Source organism: Aquimarina sp. KJ22-3, from assembly GCF_055808215.1.
The window spans coordinates 443,474-461,632 of the sequence record NZ_CM147859.1 but is presented as its reverse complement, the minus strand read 5'-3'; the positions used below and the strand labels follow the sequence as shown (position 1 = coordinate 461,632).

The window sequence follows — 18,159 nt, the reverse complement described above, 5'->3', positions numbered from 1 at the left end:
TATCTAGTTTTTGTGTTTATTTTATCTCATAAAACAATCAAAAATAGCTATACAACGCCCAATCCCGTAAAGACCCGTTCTGGATCCAACGGTAATTACACTGCTTATGCAGTGAGATCGTTGTGATATTTTTGATTTTTTGTACCATTCTGTTATACAAATATTTGCGATTTAATCCAGACTTCCAAATTTATTTTTGAAAGCTATCTATCCGATTCACTTTTTTGTTTGCTTTTTCTGCTTAGCAAACTGCTCTTAGTTCGTTGTACATTGGATCCTCTTCGATCATGCGCAACAACTTCTTTTTGGCGAGGAACTTCTTTTTTCGAGTGTATCCTACCGAATAACCCTTGATCTGCGAGATCTCTTTCATGGATTTCCCTTCGAATACCAATCCTAATAATTCTCTGTGATCGGCGCTTAGGTTCTGAAAGTGTTTTCGGTACAACAATTCCCGTTCCTGGCTTTCGATATCCTCATAACCGATCTCATCCACTTCTTCATCAAAGCGATAATGCGCATGATTGACTACTGATCGTTTTAATTTACGCAATCGGTTGCGCCAAAGATTCTTGCAGATACCATAGAAATACGTTCGTACCGGTAATCTGATCTCTAGCAGACCCGCTTTTAGTTTTTGGTACAACACGACCAACGCATCCTGAAAGATGTCTTCTACATCTTCTGCGTTTCCGTAGTTGCGAAGAATATACCCTTGTACGTATCGTATATTCTCTTTGTAAAAACAGTTTAAAATTCTTTCGTCCCCTTGAATGATGCCTGTGATGATGGTTTGGTCTTGATTCATCATTGTGTTAGTTTGTACTGTTTCTAATTATGGATCAGTAAATTACTGCTCCGTATATTCCCCATTGCTAAGTTGATACAAACTTAAATCGACAGCACAACATCTCCTTACAGATTTCTGTAAAACGGGTGATTTTTTTAGAAAAATTTACGATTTGGTAATATTGGATTGGGTGTGAGATGGAATATCACAGAGAAAACCTATTCAGCTTCGTTATCAATGATTTATATATTTCTTGATCCTATCTCTATTGGTTAAATCAACAAGTTTTGAAGTATTCCAATCCATTAAGATCAAATCCCATTTATCTCCGATCTTGAATAGTACGTTGATAATTTGGTCAGGATTCAACTCAAACAGATTTGTAATCCATATGTTGATTACAATATCATTCTCATATTGAAAATACACTGCCCCATAACCCTTTCCAAATCCAATTGTATTTTTACTTTTCTCACGGTATTGGGTACCGTAACCAGTAATAACTTCAGCATGTCTTTCGTTTTCAAGTTCTGCTAATACCTTTTCAAGTTCAAATTTGTTTATTTTTCGAGTACTTAAAGCTACTTTCCGTTCTTCCCGAACATAAATATCTGAATATCCGTGCTCTTCGGTAAAGTCATGAATATTATCTACTTCCTTCAAAAGATGGAATACATTTTCTTTCGGTAAGATTTCTATTTGGCAGAAATCATCTTCATGATAAAAAATTGTTCCTTTTGCTTTCACTTTTTGAATGAATTACAACAACCCCATATCTTTTACAATCGCGACTAAATGCGTAGTATTTTTGGCTTGAAAATTATCAAAAAGCTTACTTACTCTTTTGTCGATAGAGCTTTCACCATTAGGTGTGATGTTTTCGGCAATTAATTTCAATCTTATTTCTTTTTTGGTATATCCTTTGGCCAGTTCTTCTAGTAAGATCATATCCAGGTCGTCTAGCTCTACAAAACCATCGTTATCCGCCATCTCTGTAAGTTCGGGTGGTAGCACGGTTTGTCCCTCGAACACACCACTTACACAATGGATCAATTCTTTGATGGCATGTTGTCCCTTACACACATAACCATTGATTTTGTATTTCTCAAACAACATATTGATCTTGTCTGGGCGATCTTCCTGTGAGTACACAATCACCTTGATATTGGGTTGTATCAATCGTACATCTCTGATCAAATCAATACCCGAGGTTCGAACTTGTATTTTGTGATCTTCCCGAAAAGAAAGATCCGTAATAAGCAACTGAAACGGGGTATCATCCTGAAATGCTTTTCTAAACTTAAGATAAGCGTCATCACAATATTTGGCTTCCTCAATTTCGTGAATACCAATATTGTCATTCAATACTTTTATGATTCCTTGATTGGCAATTTCGTAATCCTCTGCCACCAATACTTTCGTAAACATTTTGTAAACGTTTTAATTAGGGATGCTGATGTTAGCTTTAAACCCTTTTTCTTTTTCAGATTCAAAGATAAGGGTTCCATCTATAGCACGAATACGCTTTTCTGTATTGTGTAGTCCATTTTTGGATTGTAGCTGTGTTTTGTCAATCCCCACCCCATTGTCGGAATACTTGATATGTAGTGTATTATTATCCTGGTTAAATACCAGAACCACCATACTGGCTTGGCTGTGTTTTTGCATATTGGTCATCAGTTCTTGCAATACCCGATATACCGTTATTTTTACTGGTGCCTCAAACCCCTGCCAATTGATTTTGTCTAATCCACGAACCAACAATTGTATCCCATTTTTGGTATAGTTTTTTAGCATATCGCTCAGTTCTTCTGGGAACGACTCATCGATATCGAACTCATTATTTTCTCTGGAAATATCTCTTGCCCTAGCATAGGTAGTATTTAACTTTTCGAGGATCTGCGAATCATGAGGATCGTTTTGATATTGCAACATCACCTGAAAAATATCATTCCCCAGCTCATCATGCAAGCGTTTGGAGATCCGAGTTTCGGTTTCATAACTGGCTTGAAACTGTACCATCTGGTTTTGTTGGGCAAGGTATTTGGTACGTTGTCTAAAAAAGTAGATGGCAAAAGTAATTCCCATGACCAACAATAACATCCCCAGGAGGTAAATTGTATTTTGATTTTCAACCGCGGCAATTTGCTGTTCTTTTTCTACAATTTCTTGTTCTTTTTCTTCGGTTTCAAACTGGATACGTGCGATTTTATCACGAAACAGGCGCTCTTCCTTCACTAAGCTGTCATTTAGTTTAATGTAAGCTTTAGAATATGCTAAACCTTTATCTCCTCCACTAACTTCAGACAACATTTGATAGGATTTTAAAAGTTCGTCATTATCATTCAACTCCTTTGCCAAGCTTTTTGCTTGATGCGCATATCTTTTTGCCATACTATCACTCCCAATAGACTGATAATACTCTGCCAAATGTAAATTACTACTGCTTAATCCTATTTTATCATTAATACTATCTCTTATTTTTAAAGCTTTATAAAAAAGCTCTGGTATATCTCCCAAATCATTAGAGAGAAAGTTTACATATGCCAAATTATCAATTAGTCTAGCATACTTTTTTTTATCATTTTTCAAAAATTCCTTATAAGAGAGTGCTTTAAAAAAAGACAATTTTGCTTTGTCATAGTTCTTTTGAGATTTGTAGGTTGTTCCAATATTATTTAAGGAAATCAGAATTTGTTCAATTTCCTCTTCCGATCCCCTCTCACTTTCAATTGCTTTTTCATGATATTCTATTGCATCGTCGTATCTCTCTAAATATTTAGCAATAGTACCTAAATTAGTATAACAAAAAGATATATACCTCTTATTGTCCGATTTTTGAAATAACTCAACAGCTTTTATTGTCAAAGATTCACTTTCCACATAATCCTTGGATTTTCTTTTGATTTTTGCTAAATCAATCAAAACCTTTCCATAATCATATGCATATGATTTTACATCTCTGTTTTTTTCAAACGCCTCATAAATTTTTTTGGACTCATAAAAATTTTCATACGCTACATCTGGTTGATTAGATCTATAAAAAATTCCTAGATTGGAATACGACTTTGCTATCGCACTTGAATCTTGTAATTTCAATGATAATTCCAAAGCTTCTTGATTCAAAGCCCTATATTTTTCATAATCTTTTAAGAAATAATAATCTACCGAAAGACCATGAATCTCAGCAATTTTAGTTGCTCCATTGGATAATTCATTGATTAACAAATCTGCTTTTTCAAGATGTTTTTGACGTTCTTTAACGGATAAGGATTTATCGTTTCCTAATTGAGTTTGAATTGCAATGGAATCAAGCTCCAGATTTTTGCTAACAACTTGTTTATCTTTGGTGTTACATGCAAAGAATAAGCTTATAAGCTGTGTATATAGAAAGAATCTACACCAAAATCGCATTAGCAAAATTTTTGCTTAAAATTAAGCAAAAATAAATAGAGCCTGATAATATATATCAAGCTCTAGTAAAATTAAAGTAACTCCTTATCCTTCAGGATCTACATCCTCATCCTCATCCTCAGAGATAGAAACGGTTTCGATGTTATCGATTCCAACCTCATCCTGGATTGGAGGAGCCTCACAAGAGACTAAGTTGATTCCTAGGAGTATTGCTAATAATATGTATTTCAAAGTTTTCATGTTGTTTGTTGTTTTTTTGTTTTCCGTGTTTGGGATACGCCATAGGTATCTACCCCCAGATTGGCATGTATTGCCTACCTGATACCCATGGGAAATGGTCATTTGGTTTTGGGAAAGAGACATCCTGTACAGTTGCGGCACCCTACTTTCCCCTTTTGGGTAACCGACAACTGCAGTTGGATTATTTATAATGGATCAGTGCATTACCAATTCCTAGTCGATCCTTAGTCCTAAGCACTATCTGTGGCAATCGATGTTTGTACTACCTTTCTTTTGTGCGAATCAACACACCAAAGAACACCTATTGCGATACGATACGCTTATCGTCTAGGAAACAAGTAACCGATACTAAGGGCAATCAAATCGGCAGGTTATCAAAACCAGCCTATGTGACTCCTTTTACTAAAAACCAGCTTTATGAAATTAAAGCCTTGCGGGAAGTATAATTATCTCTAATCAGTACCTCGCCAGAGTTCTTACATATAGTTGCAACTACTCTTTTCAGTTTTTTTATGCTTTTTGGTTGGTGCACGTTGGCTGGAAGAGGATCAACAACCGAAGTATCTAATCCTACGCCAAGAATGCCTCCAAAAGTATCGGCCAACAGGAAGGCTATTAGCTCCTGATCCTTGTTATAAAATTTACTATACTTCATTGTTTACATTTTAGTTGTTTTTAAATTATATGTTCTACAAATCTCTGCGAGTACTACGCATTCTTTTTGCGTAGTGAATATTACAGATACTATTTATTGTTTTAATGAGTACCAAATATCTAAATATTTTCTTAAATCCACAAATTTTTTAACAGTTATTTTATTGATTATCAAATAGTTACAATAATTTAAAGCAAAGATCTCCCTATTCGCTACTTAGCGAATTTTTTGGGGTTTAGGCAATCATTTACAGATCAGCGATTTGCTTTTTTACAATCACTTTAAAGGTGTTTTTACTTTGTATTCGTTTTTACAATTAAACTACGTTCAAATCATTCAATAGTTGCAATTCTAAATTGCTGTTTTACTCGATAATCGAGATTTAAATCCTCCGAGGTTTGCGTGGTAATCAAAATTATATTCTGATCACTACTTCATGGGTTTCTCCGAGGTCATTTACTTAGGTGTTTGTCGATTTATGTACTTATCTATTTGTATACCACAAAAAAAGCGCCCAATTTCTTGGACGCTTTTGATATATTGATTTTTCTGGTATTCCTTATGTAAAAGAATCACCATAATCTACATACGTCCCGCCGACGGATTTGATTAAAATCCATCTGCTATCACACTGCCCAAGCAGTACTTGTAATTTTTCGATATGTATATTATGTTGGTTCATTGATAGTATTAATATACGAAATCTTACAAGATTTTCCTAATTGTCCTTTTTCGCTTCTCCAGAGGGCTGATTCTCAGTTTTTTTCTTAGGCATTTTACCTTTGATTCTGTTCTTCTCCTCTTTCAAATCGTGAATAAATTGATTGTTATAGGCATTGGTTTTGGCCAACTTCAAACATTTTAAAGCTTTTTTATACTTTCTTTTATGTTCAAAAAGAATGGCTTTTTTAAGATATAACATCGCTTTATCCGTTCCTTTTACTGTTAGTGCGAAATCAATCAATTTTTCGGCTTCTTTGTAATCTTCATTCCATAGTAATACATTGATGTATTTTGGGTACACCTCCAACGTATACATATCTTCTGCCAGAGCTTGCTGAAAATACTCTTTGGCTACTTCATAATTTCTAAGGCTCTCGGCATGGATCTGCCCCAATAAGCACAACGCCATTGGATTCTTTTCGTTATACGATAGTGCATAGTTCAAAGACTCCACCACCTCGTCGAGATTATATGGGTATGCATCCAGCGCCTGAAGCAAATACTTATCTAATATAGTATTCATCGTTCTAGTTCTTTAATTCGTTACGCAACTCTTTTTTGAGTTGATTTCTTTTTGTTTTGAAGGTTTTTACCTTCTTCTGTTTTTTAAAATCTGATCCCTTGTACACCCGTATGGGATTTCCCCGTTGTACCGAGAGATGATTTTCCCACTGATCGGTGATCGATTGTTTTAATTGCTCCAAGCCAATCGCAATAAGCTTTTCTTGTAATCTTTGGATCGCTAGCTTTTTATTTTGATGTTGCGATCTGCTATCCATCACTACCACACTGGTTTTGGTGGGCAGATGGGTTGCCCGTACTGCCGAGTTTACCTTGTTGACGTGTTGCCCTCCAGGGCCGGTGCTTCGCATGGTTTCAAAAGTGATATCCTTTTGATGTATTTGTTGATTTGCGATTTGCTCCAATTCATACAATCCGATAAACCAATTTTTTCGTTTATGATATTTCCTAAACTTTGAGGTACCGATCCATTGTATAGTACCGATCCACGATTTTACAAAGCTATCCAGCTCTTTACCTTCTAGCTGTACCGTAGCCGATTGTACTGTGCCATTTTCTACTCCGGCGATTCTTTGGATGACGGTATATTCAAAACCTTGTTGTTGTACTTCTTCCAAAAAATATTTAAGTACCTGGGCCACTACCCAGCAACATTCTGCTGGACCTCTACCTGCAGTTATTTGTATTATCTTTTGATTCATAATTCTTTTTCTTTATTTCCTGTTCATTTTTTCCATTGATGAAAAAACGAACCAAAATTTCCAGAGTTATCCCTATTTCTTCCTAGAGATGGAGCGCTTACCGTACACTTCGACAGGCTCTGTGTACGGTAATGCTCTTTCCTCCTTCTATGTATCCATTCTTACAATTTTTGGTGTAAATGTCCCCAGCACTTCCACCAGTTCTTGTTGATTGGCCATCACCTTATGGATGTCCTTGTACGCCATGGGTGCTTCGTCTATCCCTCCGCCAATCAAGGTTACCTCGTGCGCTTTCAATTCCTTTTTTACTTCGCTACGCGTTAAGGTTTCCTTACATTTTCGCCTGGATAAGACTCGTCCCGCTCCGTGCGATGCAGATTGCAAACTTTCCTCATTCCCCAGTCCTCTTACAATAAAGCCTGGCGCCGTCATCGATCCCGGGATGATTCCCAACTCGCTTTTGGCGGCTGGGGTAGCTCCCTTTCTGTGTACAATACACTCCACACCGTTAACCTCTTGTTTCCAGGCAAAATTGTGATGATTTTCAATCTTGGCTACTGGTTTTGATCCCAATAACTTTCCAATTCTCTTATGAATATCATCGTGACATGCCTTTGCATAATCTCCTGCCAAGTTCATCGCCAGCCAATATTCCTGCCCATCGTGCGTATTCATATCCAACCAAGCCAGTTGTTGCACATGTTTGGGCAACGGACATTGCTTTGTGGCCAGATAGGTATAATGTTTGGCAATATTGGCCCCCAATCCACGAGATCCGCTATGTGATAACAATCCTATATAAGATCCTACTGGCAAATCCCAAGCGTTGTCGACATCGGTAATGGTTACCTCGCCAAATTCTACAAAATGGTTTCCTCCTCCAGAGGTTCCCAATTGCTTATAGGCTTTGTCTTTTAATCGCTTTACAAACGGAATGGTTGTAAACTCATCTCGTTCAAACACCTCATGATCATGTTTGATCTTATGGGTTTCGTACATCCCGAATTTGGTATGCTCTGCCAGTATGTTTTCGAGTTGGTGTTTCTTTCCTTTCAAAAAAGAAACTGGTATCGGATATATCGTTAAACACATTCTACATCCTATATCCACTCCTACTCCATAAGGGATCACAGCGTCTTGGGTGGCCAACACCCCACCAATTGGCAATCCATATCCTGTATGTGCATCGGGCATTAATGCTCCTGCAACGGCTACCGGTAATTTTAATGCATCATACAGTTGGTATTTTGCCTGATCATCGATTTCATTTTCGCCATATATGGCAAAAGGAGATCGTGTCGTTTTCAAAGCGTGTCTTTTTACCTCGACCGGGCTTAGCAAACTTTCGGCTACCTTACCCCAAACTCCATCCCCTTTATAATTTTCGGGATTGAGCAGCACTTTTTTGGCTTCTGTTAATATTTGTTCTTTTTTTATTCGTTTATGATATCTATTGATATGACCCAAAGTCACATTAATGCTATTGTTTTTCGGAAAACCCAGTTTAATCAGGTCTTTTCCGCTTAGTTTCTTTCCCATGATTTCAAAAATTTAGGCGTTCCCCTACTGCACTATCGTGACAGTGGGTCGGGCTTTTGGTTGTATCTTTTATGCAGATTCCTTCGAGAACCTCAGGATTCTACATAAAAGGATGTCGCCTCAAATGCTCTGCATTCACGATTTCTTAAAAGATAGAATGCCATGAGTAATCCCTAACGCTAGGTATTGTTTTGATAAAATCTCGGATGGTTTTGACACACTCACTTCGGCACACTTCGACAGGCTCAGTGTTCGTCTTTGTGTTTTCCTGAGTTTTTGGCTCTGGGTGATAATGTAGAAACAAAAAATCCGAAACTTTTGGCTTCGGACTTCTTGTACTATCATATAGCAACTATTGTATAGTGAAGTCCCGAAGCGGTAGCTGAAAAGAACCTGGTTCTCCTGCAGCTAAAGTTTTTGATATTTCAACAATCATTGTACTTCGGTTTTATAGATTATTATTTATTCTCTCGCTTACACTTCGACGAGCTCAGTGTCCGTCTCAGTATAATCATGTCATGAACGTTAATCGTTTTGACGGTGCAAATATGAAATGAGTTTTTGAATTACGCAAATAAAATTCAAATTATTTTATTGATTATCAATTAGTTATGATAAAAATTAGGCAATAGCATCCTTGTCCGTTTTTCAACAGATAGTAATCATACATGCAAGTCTCTGTAGGTCTTAGACTTATCCTTCAAGCGGGTTTATTTTAGATTTACAAAACATCATATCATTTTTTTTACAAAAAAAGCGCTCAATTTCTTGAGCGCTTTCTTTTTATATTCGTTTTACAGTTTTATACCTATACCTCAGGTTGCATAAACCGCTTTTTAGCGCTCTTTTTATGTATATAAACTTCAGTCATTCGTTATAAAGCGTGTTTTTTTGGTTTTCAAATCTTGTACAAATATGTAATTAATCCTCGATTCTGAAAATAAATTCGATGATTTTTAGCCATAAATCATGGTATTTAGAATCATTTCAAGCAAAATTAAAAGATTGTAATGCTATATGTACTGGTATGTTTCTGCCCTTGATCCAAGGTTTGTATCCCAGCTTTTTCCTCCAATTTTTGAGTGGTATCTACTACATCGGCATGACCCAGCCAGGGCTCGATACATACAAACGGTGCCTTGGGTTTTGCCCAGATCCCCAAATCTGGAAAATCTTCAAAATTCATCTTTAGGATGGCTCCTTTTGTTTGATGATGCAGTGTAGCTTCCTTGGCATGAATTCCTTTAAAGATGAGCGCATCATGAGCAAACAAGGTATCTGTCAATTGGATTTTCCCTTCTTCAAAAACGGTAATGGTATCCTGTTGTATCAATCCTTCGTTAGACAATAGGTGACTCTGCTGTTCTTTACCATCGGCTAAAGTGATGTAATACTCTTCATAGTTTTCGTCTTCTTTCAAAGGGCAATTAAATGCCGGATGCCCGCCCACACTAAAATACAACCGTTGAGTATCCTCATTTTTTACGACATGAGATACCTGAATCTCGTTTTCGATCAATTCGAAAGCAACTTCAAAATAAAACCGAAAGGGATACATGGTCAATGTCTCGGCATTACTCTCTAGCGAAAAAGATATTTTGGTGGGTGATTGTTGATCCACTTTTAGTCCTTGATTGTATCGAATAAAACCATGTTTGGGCAATTGATAAGCGGTATCGTTAAAAAAATAAGTTCCTTCCTTTAATCCCCCGATGATAGGAAAAAGTACTGGGGCCTGACTGCCCCAGATATTTGGATCTCCTTGCCACATATACTCCTGTTGTGTGCTTTTTTTAAAAACACTGGACAGTTCGGCTCCCACAGGATCTATTTGTACACGTAGCAAATCGTTTTCTATGGTATGCATGATTAGGTTTTAAGCATTATCCTCGCAAAGCTACATTATCTTCTTCTTTTTTTCCTTCTCCACGGAGCGTTTTTTTGCCAATCACCTGCCATGATACTACCATATGGCATTACCTCATCCTCTACTGTACCCAAACCAAATTCTTCCATCTGGTTTCTTACGGTTTCGGCATTCTTGTAGGCACTTGGGAGTTCGGTAATATCGATCTCTTTTGAAAAGAAACGTACATCCAACCCTTCAGTCTCTTCAGCAAAAATGGCGTCAAACGTTTTACCCTCCTTGCTTTTTCTATGCTGGGTTCTACTGGTGTTACGCCCAGCACCATGCGGTGCAAAACCAAGGTTGGTCGCAGTAGTAGCTCCGTTGACGATCAATACTGGTTCTGCCATATTCAACGGGATTAATCTTGGTCCGGTGATATCCGGCATAAACTTAGGGTCCAATGGTGTAGCTCCCTTGGCATGATAAAACCGATCCTTGTCTTTGAACACAAAATTATGCTCGTTCCAGTATCGGTCCCATCCATCTACATGCAAAGCTTGCAAAGTGGCATTATGAATCACTTCATGATTCGTCTTCGTCCATTTTCTGATGATCTGCAAAGCTTCCCAGTAGATTTGTCCTTCTTCGGTATCAAAAGGAATCCAGGCATTTTGCTTCAAGGTTTTTGGAGACATTTCTCTTCTATAACGTTCGGCAATTTTCATCCCGGTTTTATACAAGTTGGCTCCAACTCCTCTGGATCCATGGTGCGTGATCATCATAGTATTACCCGTCTTTTTGGAAGTCCCTACGAACAAAAAATGGTTACCATCACCCTGGGTTCCCAAGTGAGTTCTTGCGGCCTGGATCATCTTTTCGTTATTCAACATAAAGTTACCTTCAAAATCCTTCAGTAAAGCTTCTGGAAATCGATATTGTGTATCTCGATCTCTACCTCCAGGACCAAAATGTGTTTGTTGGTGCGCAGCATCCAATACTTTTTTAGGATCCATTTTACCAAAATCGGTAAGCATCACAGAGCAACAAATATCAGCACTATGCATCCCCGGATGAATGGCATTTTTGGCCACAGCCACTCCACCCACGGGGATGGTACCTTCTGGTCCCGTAGGACACGCATCTGGCATAATCGCACCATCTACCAAGGTTGGTGTTTTCATCAAGGTTTGCATCGATTTCACAACCGAATTTACATTGCTTTCTTCTAACTCATTTTCGGCTTTGATGTTCACCGAAAACGGAACCGTGTCTGCATGCAAATCTACCAAAGGAGGTGATTTGAACTGTTCTAGGTAGCTCATCATTTGTTCTCCTTGTAATTGATGCGTATTGATATGATCGATTGCCTCAGGAAACCACTTCCCTGATCTGAATCCTAAATCGATTAATGTTTTTCCGTTGATGTTTTTCTTGTTTTCCATCTTATTTCTGTTTGGCAATCTTACATTGCCCGTTATAATGTTACTACAAATGTTTGATATAACTACGCAATTAATTTGCGTAGTGGTTTGACTTTTTGATAATAGCGTTTGGAATCCCGATTAGCTATTTCTCGATACAAAGGGTCTCTCTCGATCATTGCCATAAGTTGTTCCTTGGTTTTGAATTTCTTTTTGCGTGCGTAGGCTTCGGTATATCCCATCAGGTTTGCGATTTCTTGCATGGATTTCCCTTCTAAAAAATGATCGAGCACTTTCTTTTGTGAGGGGTTTAATTTCAAAACATACTTTTGGTACAGACGCTGTCGTTCTTGTTGTTCGAAAGCTTCCATAATATCAGCAGTATCGGCCAGTTTTCGTTCGAGGGGATATGCTGTTGCAAATCTTCTTTTCTTACGTAGTTGGTTTCTCCACATATTCTTACATACTCCATAGAAGTAAGCGTGTATAGAGCTTTCTAATACAAAATGTTCCTGTTGTAACTTCTGAAACAAAAATACCAAGGCTTCCTGAAAGATATCATCAACATCTTCTTCCCTACCCGAATGTTGAAGAATCATTTTTCGTACACCTTGATAGTTATGCCGATAAAAAGCCTTAATCGTTTTGGTGTCTCCATTTACAATTCCCTTACTAATTTTTTGATTTTGTTTTTCCACTAAGCTGTTTGTTTTAAGAGTTTTTTGATTTTGATACCACAAATCTCCAGCTGATCTACGCAGTCTTTTTGCGTAGTAAAAAATATAGGTTAGTTTTACTGAAAACTATAGGCTATGGCACAAACTAAAAATGCATTAATCCGTTACAAAACCATTGATAAATGTCTGCAAAACAACAATCGACAATGGACATTGGATCTTTTGATCGAGGCCTGTTCTGATGCCTTATACGAATATGAAGGTAGGGATGTCAATGTGAGTAAACGCACAGTGCAACTCGACATCCAAATGATGCGAAGTGACAAATTAGGATATAATGCACCAATAGCCGTATATGATCGAAAGTACTATCACTATTCGGATCCAGAATACTCGATCACAGATATCCCATTGACCGAAAATGATATGAATGTCCTATCGGAAACCGTAGAGATGCTGAAGCAGTTTAAAGATTTCTCTTTATTCTCTGAACTGGGTGGGATCATTCAACGATTAGAGGATAAAGTATATACCGAAAAGACCCATCAATCTGCAATCATTCATCTGGATAAAAACGAAAAATTAAAAGGTCTGGAGCATTTGGATACGCTGTATCAAGCCATCCTTAAAAAAATAGTATTAAAAATCACCTACCAATCCTTTACCGCTCGACAGGCCAATGAGTTTGTATTTCACCCTTTTATCCTGAAAGAGTTTAACAACCGGTGGTTTTTGGTGGGCAAAACCTCTGCTACAAAGCCCATACTTACGCTAGCCTTAGATCGTATTATCGAAATTGATTACGATACAAGTTTGCCTTATCTCAAAGGAAATTTTGATGGAGATTTGTATTACAAAAACACTATCGGGGTAACTGTGCTTAACGATGAACAACTACAAGAAGTATTGCTCAAAGTAGATCGTAATAATGCACCCTACGTGATCACTAAACCTTTTCATCACTCTCAAGAACTGATTGAGAAACATGAAGATGGCAGTGTGACCATTAAACTATATGTGCATCTAAATTTTGAGTTAGATCGTTTGATTCTTGGCTTTGGAGAAAGTATTGAAGTACTGGAACCCAAAACACTGCGTAAGAGAATCCGAAAAAAGTTGGAAAAAGCGGCTCACCAATATCAGAAATCTGCGAACTCTAAATAATCAGCAGGGATGTCCCTGGTAAGCCATACGTCTTTTTCAGTCTTATAAAATTTCCAACCGTTGTCTAATAATTGAGCTGTACTTATTGTAATAATAATGGGTACCCCATGTCTGCTACCTACCTCGGTAGCAAGATCTACATCATCGGTAAGATGCACATACTGCCGCTTCATCGATTTCAAACCTTCCTTTTTTATACTATCTATATATTGTGCTCCTGTACCATGATATAATGTAGAAGGTACAAAAGTGGCATCTTCATGTAGAATAGAAATCGAATGCCCATGTGAGGATTTGATGGTATTTTGGGTAAGATCTATTTTCCATTTTACCGGATCAAAATTGGCATTCATTTCGATCAGATCTTCTTTTTCCAGATGAATACCTCTTTTTGCCAATGCCGATAATAAATCCTCGATCTTTACCCAACCATATTCGTCTAAAACAATCCCTCCATCATCGGGATTGTGCCGAAGCCAGTAATTGATTAGATTTTCAATACTATCTTTTGATGTGTCCATTATGCGATTTGCTGCTTTGCTCTAATTTGACTTTTCAAGGATTAAAGTTACTTTATTAAAATTTGCCGCACTGTTGATCACTTTTCTATAGGATTCGAACATCGAAAGATCAATAATATTTTGATTGTAAAACTCTGTTATCTCGATTTCTAATTGGTTATCCTTTACTGCATAACTGGATTTAAAAAAGAATAACTCTTTGTCATCTTTTGAGTAAGCCTCTTCTATATTGATATTGTCCAAATTCTTGAATTGGTATCCTTCTGGTATTTCTACGATTATTTTTCTTTTGTAACTACGTTCAAATTCGTTTTCGGCAGGTAGTTTACGCTCTGTTTCCTGATACATCTCTTGTTGAGGTCCCAATAATTCTCCTACTTTAAACAGGTATTTATTTCCTGCCTTTTCAACAAAGACATCTGATTCCAAATCTGCAATAATGTGTAAAGGTTTTACTCCAAAATCTTCGGGTCGGTCGTTATACACTTCTTTATTCAAAATCTCTAAATTTTCATTAATAGACTTAATGATTCCATCAACTAACTCATCTTTCTCCTCTTCTTTGGCCATGCTCATAAAGGGTTGAACATACACCGCATAATACCCGTCCATTTTACGATCCATTTTTAACTGAGTCGTAGTAATATCTTCATCATCAAACTTTACATTCATTACCAAATCATAATTGGTCTTATCATAATTTACCGGCTTGATATATTTCACCACTCCAACCCCAGAGGTGTATTCTCCCAAAGTGACTGGTTTGATGAATAATCCATAATTATCCGTCAAATTACCTGGAGGAAACCCAAGGCGAGATTCCTGTCTGGATGGAGCCATATATAATTTAGATTTTGGGAAGTATATCAAATACTTCTGTAACAGGTGATATCCTTGAAAATTCTTATCAAATTTTACTTCAGTTCTATCTGTAGTTAGTACCACCTGATGTTTAATCTTGAGCATATTAAAAATTGCTCCATACAGCTTCATGATACCCGTCTCGTTTGCTACTTTATTACCGATAATACTAGGCAAATCTTCGAGATCCTTTCGCTTTACATCGGTAACGTATACATTAGTTTTTATAAAGTTTTCAATTGCTCTAATTTGCGTGGCAGTATCCTCATTATTCGAATTTGGAATGGAAGTAATAAATGCTTTTAATTTTGTTTTGGTTTTATTATCCAATTCAGAATAAATCGCATTGTAAATGTTTTGGGAAGCAATGCTAAATGACACCAAATCTTTGGAAGGAGAAAATGTGTTATTTTTTAATCTATACATAACGTACTTGCTCATTGCACTGTAAGCGGCTTGTTCTTCATCCTCCAGTTTATCCAACGTCTTCAGACGCAATTTCCAATGATTTTTTTCTTTATTCAGTGTATCCTTAACCATACTGCTTAAACCGTTATAACTCTTTGTTTTGAAAATCAAATTGCTTGGAGAAAACAGATCGAACTCTACATTCTTTTTATCAAAATCAGATTGTAAAATAATCCTATTCCCGGTATAACTAGGATACTTACGAACCACATAATAATACTCTATAAAACTTCCTTTCTGGATACCTTCAAAAGCATAATACTTATACGTTCGTTGGGTTTCGTCATCTTTTGCCGTTAGGATTTTGGAATCGTCTAATTCGATAATCTTTCCTTCTTTGGTAAATACTCTAGCCTTATTTCTTACCATTTCGGATCCACTAGAATAAGGAAGATAGACCTTGTTGTATTCTTCAATCTTGTCGTTAGAGTTTAACCAAAATAGTTTATGAACCAAGCTATATTCTACCAGGTTGTTGTCCTCGATAAAATAGAATTCATTTACTCTTTTATCCTTAAACGCAACGATGTCTTTTTCTTTAACCTCATCTATATTGATCGAAGCCATAGGATTTTTGTCCCATTCATAACTTTCGTAAAAAGGTTTTTCCTGCCCTAAAACCGGGTTTAAACTTAGGGTACCGAGTATGATTAGGATAAGTGAATTCAGTTTTTTCATTGGTTATTTTTTGTTTTTAAGAATGATAACTTCCTTAAAGTTTTTCTCTACTTTTTTAATGAGTTCCGTCAATTCCTTTTGTTGATCTGCTGTGAGCAAGATAAAATCCAAATCAATGATTAACTCGTAAATAATTTTTGACTGCGTTTGGGTGTAATTGATTTCGCAACTAAAAAAATCATTAGAAACGCTGAAGTTTTCGGGAATGTACTCTACGACTTTATTTTCTGGTATTTCTAGCACATTAACATGCCTTTCATTCGACTTATAACGATATTCTCTATCGCTCTTACGGTCCTTTTCCTCTTTAAAATCTCTGAGTTCCCTGTTCAAGTTAAGGTTTACATATACTTCTTCATCGAAGCTATTGACATAATCTTTAATATTAAATTGATACGTTAACTCAAAGTCCTTGTCATAATCATATTTGTTCGTTTCCTTGAAATCATCAATCAAAAACTTATTGTTCCCTTTTCGCAATTCCCGTGTATATATTTCTTTGAGTTTATTGTCATTTTTTTCTTTTTCTAAGGAATTAAAGAAATCCATTTTGGGATACCCTGAAACAGTAAATTTACCAGAACCTACGATGGTATTATCAACCAATTTAATGGATGTAGAATCTATAATACCATTTCTTTTGGAGTCTATTACCGGCACTTCTTTGATCACAAAATCTTTTTCTCCAAAGGAGATCAACGCCTCTTTCCCCTGAATAAATGTAGACGGCATATCAATAGGAATATATCTTCCTGTCGCGTCCAAAAAATACACATCATCTCCCTCTATATACGATAATATCATATGATTATCAACTACTGGCGTGGGCACATCACTATATTTGTAAGGGATACTTCTAGTACCGATCCAAGTAAGATTCCCTTTTAATCCAGCTACTTCCAACATTTTAAAAAGGATGCTCGAATTATCTTTACAATCCCCATATTTTTTATTAAATACATCATTGGCTTCTCGCGGAACAAACCCTCCCAGAGCATATTCAAAAGCAATGTATTTAATGTTCTCCTGTACCCAGTAATATATGGCTTTCACCTTTTCCAGATTTGTCTTTTTGTCTTTGGTAAGTATGTTTACTATTTTCTTTAATTCTGCATCGGCTTCGTCAACATTGATATCCTTTACCAACGTATAATACCAGTCATACAAATCACTTACATCTTCAGAAAGCTTTATGTTTTTATCGGATGTCTGGTAGCCTGTAATAATTGGTATAATGTGCGGTAAAGTATTCCTATAATCGGGAGCACCCGGATCTAGTTTATACTCATCAATTTCATCAAGCTCCCAGGTATAAATCTTTTTGCCTCTTTTTTCTTTCTCTGTAAATCGAATTGGTATACCATCCGTATTAAATTCTTTGAATTTTAGAGAGATCTCCTTGTCTACTTTTATAACTACTTTATTTCTAATTACGGGTTTGAAATCTGCAAAGTAGAAAGAGCTTAAGAATCTTGGGTTTTTCACTCTTTTGGTAACCTTGAGCTTTGACTTGGCTCCGGCTTCCAAACTTGGATAGATGAAGTTAATTGATTTTATATCATCATAAAACGAACTACTTAATTCATCTTTTTCTACAAAATCTTTTACTTCTACCGAATTATATTTTCCGTCTTTGTACAGAAGGGAGTAGGCTTCAATGGATTCTATATCCAAAAATGAAGAGTAACTAATAGATTTTTTTGATCCATAGGTAGCTGTGGCATCCAGATATAAATCTTCCTCAATAATCTCTTGAGTAATATCTATCTCATTGTCATTTAGACTAATGTCTATTTTCTTTTCTTCCAAAAGCCTAACCATATGTGCATTTGGATACTTTGATTTAAAACTTTCATAGTCTGCGGATTTTTGTGCTTTTAGTCCAATGGGAATCAAAAGTGTGCATCCCAGCAAAAAAATTACTCTCTTCATAATG

The 18,159-nt window shown here is 36.5% G+C and carries 16 protein-coding genes; 1 reads left to right on the top strand and 15 read right to left on the bottom strand.

The features are described 5' to 3' along the window. Positions 1 to 241: 241 nt before the first annotated feature. The 12 genes from AC0L3Q_RS02100 to AC0L3Q_RS02045 form a co-directional block, all read right to left on the bottom strand. Positions 242 to 811 carry an RNA polymerase sigma factor gene (locus AC0L3Q_RS02100; protein WP_473284697.1) on the bottom strand — a complete coding sequence of 190 codons (570 nt, stop codon included), beginning with the start codon at positions 809 to 811 and terminating at the stop codon, positions 242 to 244. Positions 812 to 1,024: 213 nt separating this feature from the next. Next, entirely contained in the window at positions 1,025 to 1,537 is a 513-nt protein-coding gene (locus AC0L3Q_RS02095; RefSeq protein WP_473284695.1) for a hypothetical protein, read from the bottom strand. Between the two features lie 12 nt (positions 1,538 to 1,549). Then, a complete protein-coding gene (locus AC0L3Q_RS02090) occupies positions 1,550 to 2,218 on the bottom strand; it encodes a DNA-binding response regulator (RefSeq protein ID WP_473284694.1) in 669 nt (222 codons plus the stop codon). A 12-nt stretch (positions 2,219 to 2,230) separates the two neighbouring features. Then, the gene (locus tag AC0L3Q_RS02085; RefSeq protein ID WP_473284692.1) at positions 2,231 to 4,204 is read right to left on the bottom strand and encodes a tetratricopeptide repeat-containing sensor histidine kinase; all 1,974 of its coding nucleotides are present in this window, start codon (positions 4,202 to 4,204) and stop codon (positions 2,231 to 2,233) included. 84 nt (positions 4,205 to 4,288) lie between these two features. Beyond that, positions 4,289 to 4,444 (bottom strand): hypothetical protein, encoded by a 156-nt coding sequence (locus AC0L3Q_RS02080; protein ID WP_473284691.1) that lies wholly within the window; start codon positions 4,442 to 4,444, stop codon positions 4,289 to 4,291. Positions 4,445 to 4,859: 415 nt separating this feature from the next. After that, positions 4,860 to 5,099, bottom strand: coding sequence for a hypothetical protein (locus AC0L3Q_RS02075; RefSeq protein WP_473284689.1), 240 nt, complete (start codon positions 5,097 to 5,099; stop codon positions 4,860 to 4,862). Between the two features lie 718 nt (positions 5,100 to 5,817). Continuing rightward, a complete protein-coding gene (locus AC0L3Q_RS02070) occupies positions 5,818 to 6,345 on the bottom strand; it encodes a hypothetical protein (RefSeq protein ID WP_073319922.1) in 528 nt (175 codons plus the stop codon). Between the two features lie 4 nt (positions 6,346 to 6,349). Beyond that, positions 6,350 to 7,045, bottom strand: coding sequence for a peptide chain release factor H (gene prfH, locus AC0L3Q_RS02065; protein ID WP_473284686.1), 696 nt, complete (start codon positions 7,043 to 7,045; stop codon positions 6,350 to 6,352). 147 nt (positions 7,046 to 7,192) lie between these two features. After that, positions 7,193 to 8,584, bottom strand: a complete 1,392-nt coding sequence (locus AC0L3Q_RS02060; RefSeq protein ID WP_473284684.1) for an RtcB family protein — start codon at positions 8,582 to 8,584, stop codon at positions 7,193 to 7,195. Positions 8,585 to 9,581: 997 nt separating this feature from the next. After that, on the bottom strand, positions 9,582 to 10,451 hold the full coding sequence (locus tag AC0L3Q_RS02055) for an aldose 1-epimerase family protein (RefSeq protein ID WP_473284682.1): 870 nt from the start codon (positions 10,449 to 10,451) through the stop codon (positions 9,582 to 9,584). Positions 10,452 to 10,486: 35 nt separating this feature from the next. Continuing rightward, positions 10,487 to 11,875: an RtcB family protein gene (locus AC0L3Q_RS02050; protein WP_473284680.1), complete on the bottom strand. Its 1,389-nt coding sequence runs from the start codon at positions 11,873 to 11,875 to the stop codon at positions 10,487 to 10,489. A gap of 62 nt (positions 11,876 to 11,937) precedes the next feature. Further along, entirely contained in the window at positions 11,938 to 12,552 is a 615-nt protein-coding gene (locus AC0L3Q_RS02045; RefSeq protein WP_473284678.1) for an RNA polymerase sigma factor, read from the bottom strand. 114 nt (positions 12,553 to 12,666) lie between these two features. Here AC0L3Q_RS02045 and AC0L3Q_RS02040 point away from each other — a divergent pair, with 114 nt between their 5' ends. Beyond that, positions 12,667 to 13,695 carry a helix-turn-helix transcriptional regulator gene (locus AC0L3Q_RS02040; protein WP_473284676.1) on the top strand — a complete coding sequence of 343 codons (1,029 nt, stop codon included), beginning with the start codon at positions 12,667 to 12,669 and terminating at the stop codon, positions 13,693 to 13,695. Here the strand turns inward: AC0L3Q_RS02040 and AC0L3Q_RS02035 are convergent. Genes AC0L3Q_RS02035 through AC0L3Q_RS02025 form a run of 3 tightly spaced genes read right to left on the bottom strand, consistent with a single transcriptional unit; the run spans position 13,671 to position 18,155 of the window. Then, positions 13,671 to 14,216 (bottom strand): RNA 2'-phosphotransferase, encoded by a 546-nt coding sequence (locus tag AC0L3Q_RS02035; RefSeq protein WP_473284674.1) that lies wholly within the window; start codon positions 14,214 to 14,216, stop codon positions 13,671 to 13,673. The two genes, AC0L3Q_RS02040 and AC0L3Q_RS02035, sit on opposite strands and share 25 nt — an antisense overlap. 21 nt (positions 14,217 to 14,237) lie before the next feature. Then, positions 14,238 to 16,223 carry a DUF3857 domain-containing protein gene (locus AC0L3Q_RS02030; protein WP_473284672.1) on the bottom strand — a complete coding sequence of 662 codons (1,986 nt, stop codon included), beginning with the start codon at positions 16,221 to 16,223 and terminating at the stop codon, positions 14,238 to 14,240. 3 nt (positions 16,224 to 16,226) lie between these two features. Next, a complete protein-coding gene (locus AC0L3Q_RS02025) occupies positions 16,227 to 18,155 on the bottom strand; it encodes a DUF3857 domain-containing protein (protein ID WP_473284670.1) in 1,929 nt (642 codons plus the stop codon). Positions 18,156 to 18,159: the final 4 nt, after the last annotated feature.